The 18,565-nt window shown below is 45.7% G+C and carries 17 protein-coding genes; 1 reads left to right on the forward strand and 16 read right to left on the reverse strand.

Annotated elements, in window-relative coordinates; translation table 11 throughout:
• The first annotated feature begins 1 nt into the window (after nt 1).
• On the forward strand, nt 2-1,000 hold the full coding sequence (locus AAFF35_RS10870) for a type IX secretion system membrane protein PorP/SprF (RefSeq protein WP_342332491.1): 999 nt from the start codon (nt 2-4) through the stop codon (nt 998-1,000).
• Between the two features lie 26 nt (nt 1,001-1,026).
• Here AAFF35_RS10870 and AAFF35_RS10875 read toward each other — a convergent pair whose 3' ends face one another.
• From AAFF35_RS10875 to AAFF35_RS10950, 16 genes are all read right to left on the reverse strand, one after another.
• Nucleotides 1,027-1,458, reverse strand: a complete 432-nt coding sequence (locus AAFF35_RS10875; protein ID WP_342332492.1) for a hypothetical protein — start codon at nt 1,456-1,458, stop codon at nt 1,027-1,029.
• 131 nt (nt 1,459-1,589) lie between these two features.
• Nucleotides 1,590-3,497 carry a nucleoside-diphosphate sugar epimerase/dehydratase gene (locus AAFF35_RS10880; protein WP_342332493.1) on the reverse strand — a complete coding sequence of 636 codons (1,908 nt, stop codon included), beginning with the start codon at nt 3,495-3,497 and terminating at the stop codon, nt 1,590-1,592.
• Between the two features lie 4 nt (nt 3,498-3,501).
• On the reverse strand, nt 3,502-4,542 hold the full coding sequence (locus AAFF35_RS10885; protein ID WP_342332494.1) for a GNAT family N-acetyltransferase: 1,041 nt from the start codon (nt 4,540-4,542) through the stop codon (nt 3,502-3,504).
• An 11-nt stretch (nt 4,543-4,553) separates the two neighbouring features.
• A complete protein-coding gene (locus AAFF35_RS10890) occupies nt 4,554-5,591 on the reverse strand; it encodes a GNAT family N-acetyltransferase (protein ID WP_342332495.1) in 1,038 nt (345 codons plus the stop codon).
• A gap of 11 nt (nt 5,592-5,602) precedes the next feature.
• On the reverse strand, nt 5,603-6,103 hold the full coding sequence (locus AAFF35_RS10895; RefSeq protein ID WP_342332496.1) for a GNAT family N-acetyltransferase: 501 nt from the start codon (nt 6,101-6,103) through the stop codon (nt 5,603-5,605).
• Nucleotides 6,100-7,062, reverse strand: a complete 963-nt coding sequence (locus AAFF35_RS10900) for a hypothetical protein (RefSeq protein ID WP_342332497.1) — start codon at nt 7,060-7,062, stop codon at nt 6,100-6,102. The genes AAFF35_RS10895 and AAFF35_RS10900 overlap by 4 nt, the downstream gene beginning before the upstream one ends.
• On the reverse strand, nt 7,059-7,862 hold the full coding sequence (locus AAFF35_RS10905) for a phytanoyl-CoA dioxygenase family protein (protein ID WP_342332498.1): 804 nt from the start codon (nt 7,860-7,862) through the stop codon (nt 7,059-7,061). Before AAFF35_RS10905 ends, AAFF35_RS10900 begins: the two co-directional genes overlap by 4 nt.
• A gap of 18 nt (nt 7,863-7,880) precedes the next feature.
• Complete coding sequence (locus AAFF35_RS10910; RefSeq protein WP_342332499.1) at nt 7,881-8,909, reverse strand: GNAT family N-acetyltransferase; 1,029 nt, start codon at nt 8,907-8,909, stop codon at nt 7,881-7,883.
• Nucleotides 8,910-8,935: 26 nt separating this feature from the next.
• Complete coding sequence (locus AAFF35_RS10915; protein ID WP_342332501.1) at nt 8,936-10,084, reverse strand: glycosyltransferase family 4 protein; 1,149 nt, start codon at nt 10,082-10,084, stop codon at nt 8,936-8,938.
• A complete protein-coding gene (locus tag AAFF35_RS10920; protein WP_342332502.1) occupies nt 10,069-11,034 on the reverse strand; it encodes a hypothetical protein in 966 nt (321 codons plus the stop codon). The genes AAFF35_RS10915 and AAFF35_RS10920 overlap by 16 nt, the downstream gene beginning before the upstream one ends.
• A gap of 6 nt (nt 11,035-11,040) precedes the next feature.
• Nucleotides 11,041-12,096 (reverse strand): NAD-dependent epimerase/dehydratase family protein, encoded by a 1,056-nt coding sequence (locus tag AAFF35_RS10925; protein ID WP_342332503.1) that lies wholly within the window; start codon nt 12,094-12,096, stop codon nt 11,041-11,043.
• Nucleotides 12,093-13,949, reverse strand: a complete 1,857-nt coding sequence (asnB, locus tag AAFF35_RS10930; RefSeq protein WP_342332504.1) for an asparagine synthase (glutamine-hydrolyzing) — start codon at nt 13,947-13,949, stop codon at nt 12,093-12,095. Before asnB ends, AAFF35_RS10925 begins: the two co-directional genes overlap by 4 nt.
• A 21-nt stretch (nt 13,950-13,970) precedes the next feature.
• On the reverse strand, nt 13,971-15,038 hold the full coding sequence (locus AAFF35_RS10935; RefSeq protein WP_342332505.1) for a glycosyltransferase: 1,068 nt from the start codon (nt 15,036-15,038) through the stop codon (nt 13,971-13,973).
• Nucleotides 15,025-16,200: a glycosyltransferase family 4 protein gene (locus AAFF35_RS10940; RefSeq protein ID WP_342332506.1), complete on the reverse strand. Its 1,176-nt coding sequence runs from the start codon at nt 16,198-16,200 to the stop codon at nt 15,025-15,027. Before AAFF35_RS10940 ends, AAFF35_RS10935 begins: the two co-directional genes overlap by 14 nt.
• 3 nt (nt 16,201-16,203) lie before the next feature.
• A complete protein-coding gene (locus AAFF35_RS10945; RefSeq protein WP_342332507.1) occupies nt 16,204-17,463 on the reverse strand; it encodes a hypothetical protein in 1,260 nt (419 codons plus the stop codon).
• Between the two features lie 6 nt (nt 17,464-17,469).
• Nucleotides 17,470-18,552, reverse strand: coding sequence for a glycosyltransferase (locus tag AAFF35_RS10950; RefSeq protein WP_342332508.1), 1,083 nt, complete (start codon nt 18,550-18,552; stop codon nt 17,470-17,472).
• Nucleotides 18,553-18,565: the final 13 nt, after the last annotated feature.

Below are 18,565 nucleotides of genomic sequence, written 5' to 3' on the forward strand. Positions count from 1 at the left end.
AATGAAGAAGATCAGATATACCCTGGTACTTGCTTACCTCTGCTTCACGTTAATCGGGAGCGCAATGGCACAACAGAATATTCAGTTTTCCCAGTATATATTTAACAGTCTGAGTGTAAACCCAGGCTATGCAGGATATAAGGAGGAATGGTTTGTACAGCTGGGGCTAAGGGCACAATGGGTAGGTGTAGAAGGGGCGCCACAAACAGCGATCGCCTCCATTGATGGTATCCTGGACCCCAGAGACCGGAAGATGGGCCTGGGCTTTCAGATCACAACCGATAAGATCGGTGTTCAGTCTGCCACCTCTGCAACGGTCAATTATGCTTACCGTTTACAACTCAATGGCGACGATACAGAACGTTTAAGTTTTGGCCTGGGGGTAGGTGTGGCGCAATATAGTTTGAAGGGACAACTGCTCACAACAATCGACAAAGAGGATCAGGCGGTGCCGGTAGGAAACCAGAGCAATATTGTCCCTGATCTGCGTTTTGGCGTGTTCTATAATTCCGATTACTGGTACCTCGGGCTCTCTGCTCTGGACGTATTTTCCGGCCCCAAAGATAACCTGAACAGAAATCAGTCCTCTTCTCTAAATATCATCCGCAGCCGTCATGCTTACTTCATGGGAGGCGGATTGATCAACCTTTCTCCAGACCTGAGGGTCAGGCCAAGCATCCTGATTAAAGAAGATTTTAGAGGCCCGACAAGCGCAGACCTGAATGCAATGGTCATCATTAATGATAAAATATGGATCGGCGCTTCTTACCGGGCAGGCTTTAACCTCTGGAAGAAACAACTCCCAAGCCTGCCCCTCAGCAACCAGAATTCTATCTCCGGCATCTTCCAGTTTTTCGTCAATGATCGGTTTAGAATTGGTTATTCTTACGATCATGTGACGAGTAAATTAGGCAGCAACCAAAATGGTTCTCATGAGCTGACGATGGGCCTGGCCTTCGGAAAAGTTCCAAGGTCCATGATTTGCCCAAGGGTCTTTTAAACGAAACACTAATGTTAAACGAAACATTAATGAGTCAATGGCGAGAAATGCTGTCCTGTATTTTTGATCCCGGATACCACGCTTCCGGGAATTCCTCCATCGGTAGTCGTAGGACGATTGATCTGAATTAACAGATCATTGTGTTTCTCGAGCAAAGTGATGTATTTGTTCATCCAATATTGTACAGAGGTATTGTAATGTTGCTGCTGATCAATATTTCCTGCCATCAGATCCGCCATAATCTTATTCCCTGCCCGGGCAAAATCCTCTGGAAATTCATTTGCAAAATCATGACCTATAGCATGGCCGATTTTACATACCACATCAATGCTGAGGTATTCTTGCTCAAACCAGTTGTAAATGGAAGTTCTGCTTACATTCAATAAACGGGAAAGTTCACTGATGCCAATTTTGGTCCTTACGATGCGCTCAATTAAGCCGTCTTTGTTTAAAATCATAGAATAATAGATTACTTACAGGTTTATATGGAAACCAGCACTATTACACTACACATTAAGATCAGTGGGAACTAATCTTAGGAAAGATAAGAAAATTAATTCTTAATTTCAAAAAGAATAAAGTAAATATTTTATTCAAATAGCAGATGGTCCAGGTCTTCGTAAATAGAATTATTGCTCCTGAATTCAGGAATAATCTCTTTCATCTTTTTCACCGTTGCATAATTGTCATTGAGCTGATTAAGTTTTAAGACCTCATCGATGACGGTTTGTACGTAGGGAGAACTGTAGCTGATGGTTCTGGAGATTTTGATCTTTTGATGGTGGGTAGGGATGGTTTGCTCTTTTTGATGTAACAGTTCTTCATGAAGCTTTTCTCCCGGCCTTAAACCGCTGTAAACAATTTTAATGTCCCTGATGGGGGATAGGCCGGCGAGCTTGATCATCTTCAATGCCAAATCTGCAATCTTGATCGGTTTTCCCATGTCAAAAATGAAAATCTCTCCGCCATTCCCCATTGCTGCTGCCTCAAGTACCAGCTGCACGGACTCAGAAATGGTCATGAAGTAGCGGGTGATCTCCGGATGGGTCACCGTTACAGGCCCCCCACGTTCTATTTGTGTCTTAAATCTGGGGATTACGGAGCCATTGGATCCCATCACATTGCCAAAACGTGTGGTGATAAACTTTGGAGAACACTGTTTTTCATTTAAGGATTGTATGTAGATCTCTGCCAACCGCTTGGATGCACCCATGATATTGGTCGGTTTAACGGCTTTATCGGTAGAGATCATCACAAATTTCTCCACACCGAAGGCAATAGAAATGTCGGCGAGATTTTTCGTTCCGGCCACATTGGTCAGAATGGCCTCTGCCGGATTGTCCTCCATCATAGGAACATGTTTACATGCCGCTGCATGAAACACAATCTGCGGTTTGTATTTTTCAAAAAGCAACCGCATCCGGTCCGGATTCTGAATGCTGGCCATATAGATCTTTACCTTATGACTTAGAGCAAGGTCTTCCACTTCCAGCTGCAATTCATGAAGGGGTGTCTCCGCCTGGTCGCATAAAACGACATATTCCGGCTGGTAATTCAACAGCTGGCGGACAATCTCAGAGCCAATAGAACCGGCAGCACCGGTAACGAGAATGCGTTTGCCAAGAACTTCCCTAAAGATGTTTTGTCGCTGGAGAAGGATGGGCTCCCGTTGTAAAAGCTCTTCAATGCGGAGGTCTTTCAATTGGCTAAACTGAAGTTTGCCATATAGCCATTGACTGGAAGGAGGGACAGTAAGTACTTTGATACCGAGCTCTACGGATTTCTCAATGGTTCTCTTTTTAGGCTCCAGAGAGAGCAAGTCACTGCTGACAACCAGTTTTTGAATCCCATGTTTCCGCGTCAGTGTTTCGATGGCTGCCGAATGGTAAACCTTTGTTTGTTCGATGTATTTGTTCACCTTATCTGAATCGTCGTCAATAAATCCCATCACCTGACAACAGTTTTCCTGCAAAGCCTCCAATGCCTGTTTCAGTAAGATGGCCGTCGCATCAGAACCATAGATCAGGATCTTTTCTTTTTGTTCTCCGCGTTCTCCATCTTCCAGGTCCTTGAAATAGGAAAAGAGCCCTTTTACCACAATCCTCAACAGAATGAGCAAAGAAGAGGAAATAAAGAAGTTGAGGAGCAGGACGGTATCAAGCCAGCTCAGCTCCAGCTGAAGATAAGGGACGACAAAAAGATTGCTGACTCCGGTAAATAAAATACTGCTCAGCAGAACGGCAAGGAAAATTCTCACCATATCCTTGGTATTCGAATACCGGATGATTCCGGTATGGATCTCCATGAGGATAAAAACCGGGATGGCAATGAAATGAAACAAAATGATATAGGCGACGTGACTCAGGTCCAGCAGACCTACAAAGTCAATTCTATGGATGAGTAACAACGACATGCAAAGCGCCCAGCTCAGGATAAACTGGTCAATAAATAAAATGAGCCATCTGGAATGGACTTTTTCCTGGAATATACGTTTCATAAGGTTATAATTTTTGTAGAGGGTAACGGTAAAGGGGAAAGAAATCAACTTCAGGATGGAGGGCCATCCCGGCTTTTTTTACCAGCAACTGATATTGAGGGGGATTGATCACAAACCTCCAGCTTTTATAGCTTAACAGGAAATCTGAGAAACCGGATTTCCATCTAAACAGGGAATCTTCTTTAAAACCCAGGCCACCGCCAAGGTGATAATAACGCATGCCGCACCTTCTTCCGATGAGGCTGATTTCATCGATCAGAAACTTAGCTGGCGAATTGTTGAGGTATCTGGTGCGTGTAGCCATCAGGTGACACTGGGCAATGTTTCCGGTAAAGGTCACAATGGATCCACTAATGGCTTCCTCGCCGTCGTAGACCAAAATTAAGCGGCAATCGAACTCATCGGTGCCCAAAAGATCCAGGAAATAACGGAGGCTGAAGTGATAGTAATCTGATGCGCCGATCCGCAGCATATTCTCCTTATAGATCTCCCTGAAAGTGCTGATGTCGGCTGTTTTCTTGGATTCTACCACCCGGAGCCCTGCTTTCCATGATTTCTTAATGGATTCATAAATGTTCTTTTTGTATTTCTTTCGTTGCTGCTCCACAGGGATACTCAGGTCTATACAAATGGTCTTCCCATTGTCGTGGAGCCCGCCAAACCTTTCCAGAAGCAAGCATTGCCGGAATAAAGGATGAAGCCTGGAAAAAACGGAAACCTGCTCTTCCTGCTCCAGAAAAGAGAGAAAGATGAGTTTAAAGCGATCCATGAAACCTTCACTGAGCTGTTCAAATTTAAGGTTGGAGACAGGTCCGGCATAACCGTATACGGAGCTGAAATCGGAGAGTGCAGAACCTTCGATCCGTCGTCGGATTAAAGGGAAAGCAATAAAGTCTGCCGCCTCCTGGTAGACGAAAAGAAAGGGACTCCCGCTTTCATCAAGCGCATGGTAATGCCAGGTATGGTAAAAGTCGTATTCTGCAGATCTTTTAATATAATCTACCCATTCTTTTTTCTGTTGGATGGTAATAAGGGTATACTGCATATCGTCAGTTGTTAATGGGCGGGAACCTGATATCTATATAAGGGAAAGAAGTCTATATCTGAGGATTTGTCCAGTGGTAACTCCTCCAGAAGCGAATCGTAAACGACCGGATCAGCAATGTAACGCCAGCTGCTGAAATCCAGAATGAGGTCGGAGAAACCTGCTTTCCATTCAAAAAGCGAATCCTGTTTGAAGTTTAATCCTCCACCGAGGTGGAAATATTTAGCGCCCATCTCCCGTCCGATAATGGTGATTTCATCGGTAAGCAGCTTTGCCGGAGAATCGGGGAGATAGGCGGTCAGGGTTCCCAGAAGATGAGCCTGGATGATGTCGTTGGTGCAGACAATAAAAGCGCCGCAAACCGCCTTCCCCTCAATCTCGATCAAGAGCAGTTTGCTGTTAAATTCATCGGAATGATGGAGGTCGCTAAAATAGGATGGGGTAAAGAGGTAATAATCTGAAGCACCAATCCTTTTCATGTTTTCTGTATAAATGGCAGCGAAAGTGCTGATGTCTTCCAAAGAATTCCCTTCCCTTAAAGTATAGCCTTTTCGTTTCAGTTGACGGATCTTCTCCCGAAGTCGCTTATGGTATTTCTGTCGCTGTTCTTCCAGCGAAATACGGAGGTCTATCGCAATGGTCTTCCCGTTGGCATGAATTCCACCCATGGCTTCAATGGATAAATGCTGGTCGAAAAAAGGATGCAGCCTTGAAAATACGGAGACAAACTGCCCCTCTTTCAGGAAAGCCAGAAAGGATTCCCTGAACCGCTGAAGAAAGGCATGGCCAAGAGATTCAAAACGTTGGTTCGAAATCGGGCCGGTATATCCGTATACAGAGGTCAGATCGCCATAGGTAGTAGCGGCAATGGCCCTCTGAATCAGTGGAAAAGCGATGTAATTTTCTCCTTCCTCGTATACAAAGAGCAAGGGCAAGCCGGTGTTGTCCAGGGAATGGTAATACCAGGTATGGTAAAAATCATGCTGCAAAGAATTTCTGACATAATTCTTCCATTCTTCTTTTTCCAGGATCGTGAGTGTTTTTTTCATTTCATTAAGGATTATAACGGGTTTAACCGCTGGTATTCCTGACGGGTCAGTATCATGTCAATAAATCGACTACCATAATTGATTTGCTTAAAGCCTGTTTTTCTGTACAGTGCAAGCGCCGCCAGATTTTTGTGGTGTACATCGAGCATGACGGTCTGCAGGTTTAACTCGTCAAAAGCATACTTCAGGATTTGCTGTGTCGCCAAAAATGCAATGCCTTTTCCCCAGAATTTTTCCTCGCCGATAAAGATGTGGTAATGTGCGTTGCGATCCCTGATGTCTACCAGCTGGATATTGCCGATGTATTGACCGGAGCGTTGCAGGCAAATGGCAAAACGCCTTTCGTTCGGCCTGGCCATTACCATTGCAATCCATTCCCGTTCTATTTCCGGACTGATGAGCTGCTCAGCGCGATGTTTGGTATAACCCCATATTTTTGGATTGTTCCGCCATTTACAGGCAATTTCCGCATCTGTAAGGGCCAGGGGCCGGAGGTAAACCTGGTAGTTCATAACAGCGATCTGACGGTTTCAAGAATATGGTCCATGTCCCGGATGCGGTAACGGTGGTCAATGGGTAAGGGAAGGAGGTGCCTGGTCAGGTAATGCTCAAAGAGGTCCTCACTTGCCCATTCCAATACATTGGGCCAGTAAGTAGCCACAAATATCTTTTTAGCAATCAAGGCTTTTCTGGCGCCGGACTCATCAATCATCAGGGGGTAAACCATCGGGCCATCGATCGCACTAAGGTTGATCGGGAGCTGATTGATACTGGCTAAACCTTGATGTAAATGTTGGAAATTGGCGTTTCTGATGGACCTGCAATCTTCATAGTCAATGCCCGACAAGATCCTTTGGCTCAGCACAGACATCTTTTTGATGGAATTATTTCCTAGAATGACGTTGTTCTTCAGGTAATCATGATACCCTGTTTCTATACTCAGGTCAATGCTTTTGATCAAATGAGAAAAGCGGTACACGGAGATGTCACTTTCCAGGGATAAACGGGTATTGCTCCCGGTATAAAGATAGGCACCATCGGGTACGCCAAAGAATTTCCTGCAGGAATAGAAGGTGTCTACGCCTGCTACAGGCGGACAAAAGAACGCCTGGGCATTGTCGACAATCAGGTTTTTTACTGTCTTTGCCAGCCGGCGTACGGTGTCCTGCTTGATCCCGAAATAATTGGTATAGAGTAAACAGGCATTTTCTTCAGGTTCAAAATCAATCTGCGGCTCCAGCTGCTGGTTGATCCGGTAAAAACGGTAGGGGATACTTAACCTGCGTAAAGGTTCAAGCAATACTTCACAGGTGAAATAGGGCAGGTAAACCAAGGTGTATTTTTTTACCCTCAGCAGGTATTCAAAAGCATTTCTGCCGGTATTTAGCTTAATGAAAGATGGATAGTGCTCCTGTCCCTCTGGAAGCTGGAGTTCGATATATCCACCAATTGTTTTATGTTCTTTCCTCATCCTTGTCCTTGTTTATACATTCTTCGATGTGGGGGTTGATAATATTCATATAAATTCGCAGGAACCCTTGCATTGTATCCAATTACCTGACGCAGTTCTTCGGACAGGCTTTCTCCGAAATCATAACCGAGAAAGCGGGGGTAATCGAGCTGCTGCTTAAAGTAAGGAACGGTATAGCTGAGCGTCAGGGCCCGTCTGGGAAGGTCGGTATAGTTTTTTCCGGCGGCATGCCATAACAGGGAGTCAAATAAAATGATGCTGCCCTTTTTCGCGATGGCACGATCTGATTTGCCGAAAAACCGAACTTCATTGGGCTTGGTATCCGTTTTATGAGAGCCGGAAAGGAAAAAGGTAGCCCCGTTTTGCGCGGTGAAATCATCGAGCAGGACCATCATCTGAACCATCAGCTTCAGCTCCCCGGTAAAGCTCCGGATGTCGCGGTGGATGTTCTGAACATAGGGCTTGGCATCCTTTAAATTGATCACGCCATTGATCCCGTTCAGGATATAATTGCCCTTGAGGAATTGCCTGATCTGCTGATCGCAATAGCGCTCACTGACAAATTTTAATCCGAAATTTCCAGGCTCTAGCAAATGGTGGAGCGTCCCGGCCATATCGAGGTCAATGCCATTCTCCCGCTGAATTTGTCGGCGGACGAGGTAAGCATCATTGAGCGATTGGTTGATCTCCTCTACAAATTCAGGACTTAACACATTTTCATAAATTAACCAGCCATATTTATCCATAGCGGTTTCAAAATCTTTCTCCTTTTCCGGAGGGTAATTGAATAGGTTTTTCAAGGTTCTTGGTTTTAAGTGTTAGGAATTTAGCGCTCTGTATTGTGGGAAAAAGCTGCTTTCTTTTGGAGCCGCCCTGGCATCGACGAGCTGCTGGTATTGCTCCTGATCGGCGATGAAACACCAGGTCTTGTCTTCCAGAATCAGATCAGAGAAAGCCGATTTGAATTGAAACAAGGAATCCGGTTTTCCATTCAAACCTCCGCCAAGGTGGTAATAACTGATCCCCAGGCTGCGTGCGATAATGCTGATTTCATCGATGATGAGTTTGCTCGGGGAAAGCTGGGTATAGGCAGCGGCAGTGGCCGATAAATGGTTCCTGATGACATGCCGGGTATACATGATGATGTTCCCGCAAATGGGGATATTGCCATCGTAAACCATAATGAGCCGGCAATCAGGCTCGGTTGTATTTAACAACCGCTTAAAATAGGCTTCATCGTACAGGTATCTGGAAGAGGCACCATTTCTTTCCATATTGTCCAGGTACATGGCGGTGAAAGCTATTATGTCGGCAAGGCTGTCGGTTTCCCTGATCTGGAAATCCTTGTTTCTCAGCTGCCTGATTTTTCGGGCAAGCCGCTTTTCGTATTTCAACCGCTGCATTTCAATGGGCATCCTGAGGTCGATGTAGACGGTTTGCCCGTTGTCCCGCAGTCCGCCTATTTTTTCCAGTAAGCGGGGCTGATCGAGGAAGGGTTGGAGCCTGGAAAACACACAGACATATTTGCCATTCTTCATGAAGTCCAGAAAAGACAGCCTGAACCGATCGATCAGTGACTCGTCGAGTGTCTCGAAATCATGGTTGGAAATCGGCCCGGTATAGCCGTAAACTGAGGTGAGGTCAGACCAGTCAGTACCTTCAATTGCTCTTTTGAGGAGGGGCAAGGCGATGAAGAGGTCCTGCTCCTCGAATACAAAAAGAAAAGGATCGGTATCTTCCCCGAGGGAGTGATAAGACCAGGTATGATGGAAATCATGGTGGATGGAACGCTGAACATAAGCGGTCCATTCCAGTCGTTGTCGGATGGTGATGAGCTGATAAGTCATAGTTGTTTTTTTATCAGAAGCAGGAATTAAGCCTCCTGCAGGATATGAAGCATGCGTTCATTAATAAGGCTGATTTCAAATTTTTCTTTAGCAAATTTTCTCCCGTTCAGTCCAAACTGAACAACGTCAGTGGTATGCTTGTAGAAGTATTCCATGCTGGAAACCAAGGCAGAAACATCTTTAACAGGTACTAAAAATCCGTTAACAGCATTGGTAGCTGGGTTCACGGTCTCTTTACAGCCTACGGAATTACTGGTGATAATTCCCCTTCCCATGGCCATCGCCTCAAGCAAACTCCTCGGTACGCCCTCTCCGTAATAGGAAGGAAGGACCACAATAGAAGCATTGGCCAGAAAAGGACGTACGTCAGACACGGAGCCATAGTATTCAATCACCTCACCCGAACTGATTTTTTCGTACAGGTCCGGGCCAATTGCATCAATGTTTGGATCAAAAGCGCCAATCAGCTTAAACCGGATTTCCGGATAACGCTGTCGCATCAGCTTTGCTGCTTCAAAAAATTCGCGGATCCCTTTGGCATTGATCAGCCTGGAGATCATAAGGAAACTTAAAGGCGTAGTGCGGGGAGGGGTATAGTGATAATGACTAAGGTCTACTCCCGAACCATTCACTACATAGGATTGATGTTTGGGGCCAATAATGCCTCTGGTGATCAGTTTCTTCCGGTCGTCCTTGTTCTGAAAGATGATCCTCAGTCCGGGATCTGGTCTCAAACTATATTTTAAAAGCATCCTGGTGATCATGCTGACGAGTCCTTTCCTCCGGTTCACATCGCTGAAATTGTAACCCAGACCGGTTAACATCGGGGTGATCCGCTTTACGCGACAAAATTTGGCCACCAACGTCCCGTAAATCACGGGCTTAAAAGCATAAGGAAAAAAGACATCCGGCTGAATCTCTTTAATCACCCGGTACAAGGCACGGAGGTAGTGTAAATCCGACAATACGGATACATGACTGGGTTTTAAATCGTTCTCCCTGAGTTGTACACCCATCCCGAGCAATCGTTCTCTGATGTCTTGTCGCACGATTTTAGGGCTGAATACGATGACCTCATTTTTGAGGAGCAAGGCCTCAATTAATTTGCCGCGGAAATCCAGCAGTGAATCCGAAGAATCACAAACCAGCAGTATTTTCTTTATTTTTCGTTCCATAATAAAATAGGTTTTGCGCCTGCGCCATTGCGTACAGCCTCCGGAACCTGCTGTACCGGAAGTAACTGTGCAGCATAGGGGTATTCTGGTTTCCACAAACAAATGCTGGTGCTGATGGTACTCTTCCCTGAATGCCGGTAAACGTTGCTGTTTCCACCACTGATATAACCCGGTTTGGCATTAAAGTCTGTCTTGATGGGCTGAACGGCATTTTCAAAGTAATTGTTGTCGGTACGGACCGTCGCATCCATTGTCGACCCAATCCCATACCCGCTGCTGTTTTTGATGTAGTTGTTCATCACATGCACCTGCCCGAAACGCACACCGGGTTGCCTTTCTGAATTGTTGCAGAAATAATTCTTATAAACGGTTACCCGCAGATGCCCGGCATCGTTGGTGTTCTCATCGCCAAAACCAATGAGCATCGCCTTATGGTTGTCGTGCAGCTTGTTCCAGGATAAGGTCACGTAGTCTGCCCGGTTGCCAACATCAAGCAGACCGTCGTAATAATCCCAGCCATGATTACGATCGGAAGATAAGGTGCAATGGTCTACCCATACATGATGGGCGCCTTCTTTGATCACAATGTTGGAATAAGAAACTACATTTCTGATGGTCATATTCCTGATGATCACATTGTGATGTCCGTAAATAAGCAGGCCTACACCTTCCATCGAGGAGCCACCTTCGCCAATAATTGTCTTGTCAGATTTAATGTTGATGAATCCTTTTCCTTTGATGTTTCCGGAGTACCGGATGGTCATTGGAAAGGGAGAACTGGCGGCTGCACGGAATGCGGCGAGCGTCGAAACCCGGATAACCGGGCCGTTTTTGCCACCGGTAGTGCGGCCGTTAACCATCGCAAAACCAATAATTTCCGGCGCCTGCTCCCTGGGTTCAGGAAAGAAAACAGAAAAGAAATAATACAGAAGTAAAAAGGAAAAATACATGATGATTTAATTTTTAGAAGGAAGGACTACTGCAACCTGACCACGCTCTTTTTGATAGAATTCCTGGTACCAGTTCACAAAGTTTCTCACGCCATCTTCCACCGAAACCCAGGCTTGATGAGGACATAATGCCTCGAGTTCGCCAATATCGGCCCAGGTGGCTACCACATCACCGTCCTGCATGGGTAAGTATTCCCGTTTGGCCACCATTTTCAGGTTTTTCTCAATCTCCTGAATGAAATCAGTCAGGCTTACCGGTGCCCCTCTGCCGATGTTAAAAACACGATGGGGGACGGGGCTATTCGCTGGTTGTGGCCGGTCAAGAATGAACAGCATCCGGGAAATAATGTCGTCGATATAGGTGAAATCCCTTTTCATTTGTCCATTGTTAAAGACCTGAATGGCTTTTCCTTCCGTAATGGCCTTGGTGAAAAGAAATAAAGCCATGTCTGGTCTGCCCCAGGGACCATAAACGGTAAAAAACCGAAGGCCGGTAGCGGGGATCCGGAACAGGTGACTGTAAGCATGTGCCATGAGTTCATTACTTTTTTTAGAAGCAGCGTATAAGGAAACAGGAAGGTCGGTCTGCTGGTCGGTAGAGAAGGGCATTTCCTTGTTTAAGCCATAGACACTGGAAGAACTGGCATAAAGAAGGTGCCTGATCCTGTTGTAACGGCAGCATTCCAGCACATTCAAAAAGCCTTTGATGTTGGAATCGATATAGGCATCAGGATTGGTTAAACTGTAGCGTACACCAGCCTGTGCGGCAAGGTGACAAACGGCTTCAAATTCATAGGTCTCAAAGAGCGTCTGCATGGCGAGCGTATCACAGATGTCCAGTTTGATAAAGGTATACTGACCATATTTGTCGCTGTCTATAGGTTTTGCATAGGTAATTTCCGTAGCCTCAATCCCCATTTCTGCCAGGCGCGCATATTTCAGACTGACCTCATAATAATCATTGATGTTGTCTATCCCGATCACTTCATCGCCACGCTCCAATAAGGCTTTGGCCATATAGGATCCGATAAATCCGGCTGTTCCGGTTACTAATACTCTCATAATGCATTGTTTTTTTGAATGAGTTTCTTATACCATACCTCAAGGCCGAAAACACAGAAAAGCATTTTTGCCCTTCTTTCGTCCGAAACCCTGATCTTTTTTGCAATCAGATCTTCAATGAAACTTTTTTTGATGATCCTGGAGTAAAGGGTGTCCTTTGCGAGCAGATAATCGTTAATCACGGTTTTGAGTTCCTCATCTACCCATTTGCGAAGGGGGATTTCAAATCCCCTTTTCGGCTGATTGATCAGCTCTTCGGGCAAATAATTTACAGCCAGATCCCGGAGGATGGATTTAGTGGTCACATTGTGAATCTTGAAATGATCGGGTAAGCCGGGCGCAAAGTCCAATAGCTCTTTGGATAAAAATGGACTCCTTCCTTCCAGGGAATGTGCCATGGTGGCGGTGTCCATCTTGGGCAACAGGCGACTGAACAGCATAGACTGGAAGTCCATCAGTAAAATCTTGTTCAATGCACTGAGCGGGAGCTTGTTGATGGCAAGCAGGTCTGAGGAAATCTCTTTCATCAGCGGCCTCCTTAAAAACTGATCTTCAAAGCCGACAAATAAATCAGAAGAGGCGGAACAGTAGATCTTGACGACATCAGTATAGCTGGCAAATTTTAATAAACGATACAGATAGGTGTAATAACTCTGCTTTTCGTTCGCTATCGGCAGGATTCCCGCGAGGATCTTTGCGCTGATTTTGGTTAGGTTATTGGGCTGAAAAAAGTCTAAATGCCGGAAAGGAACATAACGGCGGTAACCGCCAAACAATTCATCGGCCCCATCGCCATTAAGGACGACAGTGGTATGTTGTTTTGCGGCCTTGGCGACATAATAACTCGGGATGGCGGAGTTGTCGCAATTCGGCTCCCCGTGACCGCTTAAAATGGTTTCAATGTCGTTCTGCAGATTGGAAAAATCAATGTCTACGACGGTATGGTTGGTGCCATAGCTTTTAGCTACTTTCGCGGCCAGCCCGGATTCATCATAGCTTCCGGGAACGCGGACGGTAAAGGTGTTGAGGCGTTTGGCATGTTTTGCAGCGATGGCGGTGACGAGGCCACTATCTATTCCGCCACTTAAAAAGGAGCCTACATCGAGGTCGGAACTGTCCATCCTGCGGTGCACGGCAAGCTGCAGTAAGTGATCGAGCTGCGCGATAGAATCTTCATGATTGAGCTTGCTTTCCTGTTTATAACCTTCCTGCATGTTAAACCAGGTCACATCCTGTTCTTTCATTTTTTGTGGGTCAAGCTTTAAATAGTGCCCGTTTTCGAGTTCAGAAACATGGAGGTAGGGGGTCGATTTCCGGTAATGATAGCCGAGATAGAGGTAGTCGGAGAGGGCAGCATAATCGATCTCCGGTTTGGCAATCTGCGACAGGATATTGAGCTCCGAAGAAAACATCCAGGTATTTCCTTTCCGGTAAATAAACAGGGGCTTTTTGCCGGCCCGGTCTCTGGCGAGGTAAAGCATCCGGTTTTTAAGGTCGTACAGGGCAAAGGCAAACATGCCGTCAAACTCTTCCAGCATTTTCATGCCCATGAGCTCATACATCATCAAAATGGTTCTGGTGTCTGAATTGGAGGCCGATTCCAGCCCGTATTTCTCCCGCAGTTCGAGGTGGTTGTAAATCTCCCCATTGAACACGATCATTAAGCCGTTGTATTCCATGGGCTGTTTTCCCAAAGGGCTCAGGTCCTGAATGGCCAGACGGGTATGGTACAGGTGGAGGTTGTCGATGCTTTGCAGGTCCTGCTCATCAGGGCCGCGGTGCCATAAGCCCTGGAAGATCTCTTGCTGATCTACCGGAATTTCATAATTTATTGTTCCAAATATTCCGCACATAATTTGTTGTTTGTTTTTATGCTATGTATTGACAATCAGCTCCATCCATTGATTTAGAATCTGCTGCTCACTGAAATGTGATTCGATATATTTTTTTCCGTTCTGACCGAGCATATATCGCCCTGTAGGGGTCATGTCCATCATCTTTTTCATTTGATCAGCAAGGCTCCTGGCATTTAAGGGCTCGGAAAGCATCCCGCATTTTGCGGCATCAATGAATTCTTTATTGCAGTCGATCGCAGTCACGACAACGGGTTTTCCATGTGCCATCGCTTCCAGAATGGCATTCGGCATGCCCTCATAATGGGAGGAAAGCACAAAAGCATCGGCGGCTTTTAAGTATTCAGAAGCATTTTGCTTGAAACCCAGAATCCGTACATAGTTCTGAATGCCGAGGTCAAGGATCATGCGGTGTGGCCAGGTTTCCTCATTTAATTCACCGATGATCTCCAGTCGGAATGCCCCGGGTTTAAGCAGGGCAATCGCTTCAAAAAGAGTCACATAGTCTTTGTTCCATCGGAAATGTGCCACACAGATCCAGGTAAAAACCGCTCGCGGCCGACAACTAATGCTGCTTAAATCAGGAATAGAAATCGCATTGTGGATCACCAGACCTCCCTTTTTGGCGAGCTTTAAGCGCTCAAAGTTGTCTTTCGAAGCCTGAGAATTGAAGACGAGGGCATCGTCCATGCCGATGGATAACTTATAGGGGAGGTACCATTTCCTGTTGATCACCGAGGTTCTGATGGAAGAAATCAATTTGAAATCCAGGCTGAGCTTCAACATCCTTGCAAATAGAATGGCGATGAACATAAAGGCGACCACATGTTCAGGCCTGAAATCCCGGATCAACTTTTTTAGCTGCATCCAGTTGCGTGCCGGCTGGCCAAACCAGCTTTTCAGGTATTCTACCCTGATCCCCATTTTTGTAAAGTCCGTATCGAACTCATTAATCGGCTTTAAGGAAATGATCATCACTTCATAGTCATTGGCCTTCAGGAATTTGGCTATTTTGAGCATTTGTGTCTCTGCACCTCCTTTGCTCAAAGAAGGACTGAGGAAGAGCACGCGCTTCTTAGGATTGTTCATATGGATGCTTTAAAAAAGGGGTGGTTAAATGATGCAAGGCCTGTAGTTCAGGGACATGTTGCTGGTAGGTCTTGCTGTAATTTCTGGCGGTGATGGAAATGTGGTAGTTCAGCCTGAAGCTCTGTTTGCCTTTGTAGCGGATCATCTCTTTATAGGGATGATATAAGGCTTCTTTAATGGCGTCGGAGTAACTGTCTACGCTATTGTCTTTACTCAGAAAACCATTATGACCATGCCTGATCATGTTCTTAATGCCGCTAACAGGGGTACATACCGGAATACAGCCGACAGAAAATGCCTCAATAATGGAAATCGGCATGCCTTCATAAAAGCTGGACAGACAAAAAGCATCTGCCAGGGATAAATAGTCGACGACATTGTATTTACCGCCCAGAAAGCGAATGTGAGGATCTCCGGAGGCCATCTGCCGGAGCTTTTGGTGCAATTGCTCATTTTTAGCTTCCCCGATGATCAGCAGGCTGCATTTCTTAATTTCGGTGGTATTGAACTGCTGAACGGCTTTGATCAGTAATTCCTGGTTCTTCTGCGCGGCAATCCTGGCCACATGGACGAGCAGGAAAGTGTCGGAGCCTAAGCGGTGTTCTTTAAATACTTCCTTATAGGCAGGGCTCTGAACGAGATCCGGACGGCCATTGGGAATTAAAATGTCGTTGCCAAGACCATAGCATTCCTGAAAGGTCTGTTTTACATCTTCGGAGATCGTAATGGCCTGTACTTTGTTCTTTTTGTAATAAGTCTTCCGAAAAATCCTGGCGATGTAACTGGGACATTCCTTTGGGGAAATGTTATGCAGGGTATGAAAAAAACGGGTCTTGGAATTCCCTAAAAAATACAAAGCGAGGTATTCGAACCCGTTTAAATGGGTGTGCAGAAAGTCGGGCTTTTCTGTGTTTAGCCAGGCGGTAAGCCGGAACATGACGAGGAAATTGATACCGGGCCCTTTTTCGAAGGAGATATACCTGACCTTGTCATGGATTTCTTTTCTGAAACCCTTTTCCAGGTCATTGCTGCGAAGAGAGACCAGGGTCACTTCGTATCGCTCATCCTTCGCGAGTTCGTTACAGAGGTCAACTACAAAGCGCTCCGCGCCACCCTTGGTTAAAGAACCAATCAGGTGCATTACTTTAATTTTTGATGCCATTTTTTATGGGTGTTGAAGCGCGATGTAGCGACCTGAGTATGCGGTTTGTGGTGCTGCTGCAAATTCTTCTTCCACAACCGGCCCTTCCTTGCCGTTTAAAAAATGGAGGTGAAGAATGGCGAAATAGAGGAAAAAGGTAGGCCCGTTTCCACTGAGCAGCCAGGAGTTATGGGATAGGGAATTGATGGAAACTGCAAGGAAAGCCCCGCAAAGACAAACCATCATTGCATTTTCTTTTTTCCGGACCTCCCGCAATGCCTTGATGGCGATGCGCAGTACCTTGTAATACAGGGCGATGAGCAGCGCAATCCCGAGGATGGGCCCGAGGTAAGTGAGGAACATGAGGTAGGCGTTATGGGAGGTAATTCCCGAAGAAAATACCTGGTTCCGGTAAATGACATCTCCCCAGGTTTTTCCGTAAAAGATCAAGCCATAGGGGTATTCTGCACAGATCCTCAGGTTTTCTGCAGTCAGGGTGGTTCGGTCGTACTCCGAAGCGCTTTGCTCGTTTTTGCTGAGAATATTGTTGTAGCTGTCGAAATTGTCTTTAAGCACAAAGGTGTAGAGGATGGTCCCTGCAACGACCGCAAGCACCACAATCAACACTGCCTTGTATCTGTAATAAGCCCATAAAAATAGAAATGAAGCGCATATAAAGCCGATAAATACGGAACGCTGCATGCCGAGGTAAATAAAAATAAGGCAGCTCAGCAAAATAGCAGCTTTGATCAGCAAATGCTTTTTATAGACATAGCTGTAAATGAAGAGAAAAGGAACAAGTGCCGCCAGCTGATAACCAAAGTTAAACTGGTAAATGGCAATGCCGGAAGGGCTCTGAATCACCTGTTCGCCCATGAGCAATGACCGGAGCGCATTGATCTTTTCGGGATAGAAAGGATTGAGCACGAGCACGAATGCGGAAAAGAGCAGCAGGCCATAAAATACATAGATGGATACCTTAAACCGCGTCCTGTTTGTACCTGAAAAATAGTTAAAGAAAAGTGCACACATGCTGATGTTAATGAGATTGGAGAGGAATACTTTGTGGTCTGACAATCCCACTACGTCGTATAAGAAGGTGGCCAGCAGAATAACCAGCAGTTCCCGTCCGTAAAGGAAGCTGATCCGGTCTTCTTTAAACAAAGTGATGAGCGGCAGACAAAACAACAATGGCGCAGGAATCCTGATCATTTCCGTTAAGAAAATGCCATAGGAAACGGAATAGAGGTAGAGTGCAACAAATAAAAAGATCAGATATTTCATGTTTCCTTAATTGAGTATTTGGAGGATGGAATGAATAAAGGCGTCGCCATCATTGATCGCAGTCCGGTAGCGCTCCTGTCCGTTTTCTGCGATTTGTTTATAATAGGGGTACCGGGTAATCACGAAATCCAGCTTTTCTTCCAGGTCTTCCATATCCCAGCGAATGGGGACATAGGTCTCCTGCGGAATAAATAACTGAGGGTAGGTGTCCAGGTGTTCCATCGAAGGTTTGATCAGGATTGCGCCTGCAATAAAGGTTTCAAAATCCCGGTAGCAGATCTCTCCCCAGCCAAAAGGACTGATGCTCAGCTTTGCCTTTCTCATCTCCTGCCAGTAGCGGAATTTAGAGATGGCAGGGCCGCGGGCGATGTTCAGGTTCATGGAGTCAAAGAGCTCAAGAACCCTGTTCCGCTGATAGGAAATGGCATTTTTAAGGTCCTTTCCGTGATGGATGCTTCCCCGGAAGGTCAGGTCAAAAGGCCGTTCCTTTTCTACTTTGCTAAACCTGGTCGGATAGAGGTAATAACTGAGGTAATTGCTCAGTCTTGACATCTTGTAACCGAAGTAACGGTAGTCGTTCAACCCGATATTCCAACCCAGTTTTACCTTGTGCAGCTGGTCTTTCGGACAGGGTTTGAATTCGGTAATTTCCGTTTTTAACTTTCTGTCATTTAACCAGATCCGGAGGTCGTTCTGCGTGTTTTTGTCGGTGTAATAGCGCTTGTCTTTTAACACTTGTTTCTTCAGGAAGACATCTACAAAGTCGATGATGGGGAAGTCGCTGGAACCACTGGAATCAGCGGTGTCAAACCAGATGAGTTTGCCCACCGTTTTCTTTAATTCTGATAACAATAAGAGCAGTTCGTATTCATTTTCAGGAGTTCGCTTATAGATGTCCTGCCAGCCATTCATAAAGTATCTGGAATGGAGGAGCAGGAAATCTGCATTCCTGAGTTTAGGGCTGGTATGGTCGGTATGGAATTCAAGTTGTATCCCGCTTTCTCTCAGTTCCTGTCGCCATTTATGGAAAGGATGTGTTTCTGAAAAAAACCTTTGAGAAGGCCAGTCCAGGATTTTTAATGTCTTCATGATGGTCTGTAGA

The organism is Pedobacter sp. FW305-3-2-15-E-R2A2 (assembly GCF_038446955.1).
Lineage (GTDB): Bacteria > Bacteroidota > Bacteroidia > Sphingobacteriales > Sphingobacteriaceae > Pedobacter.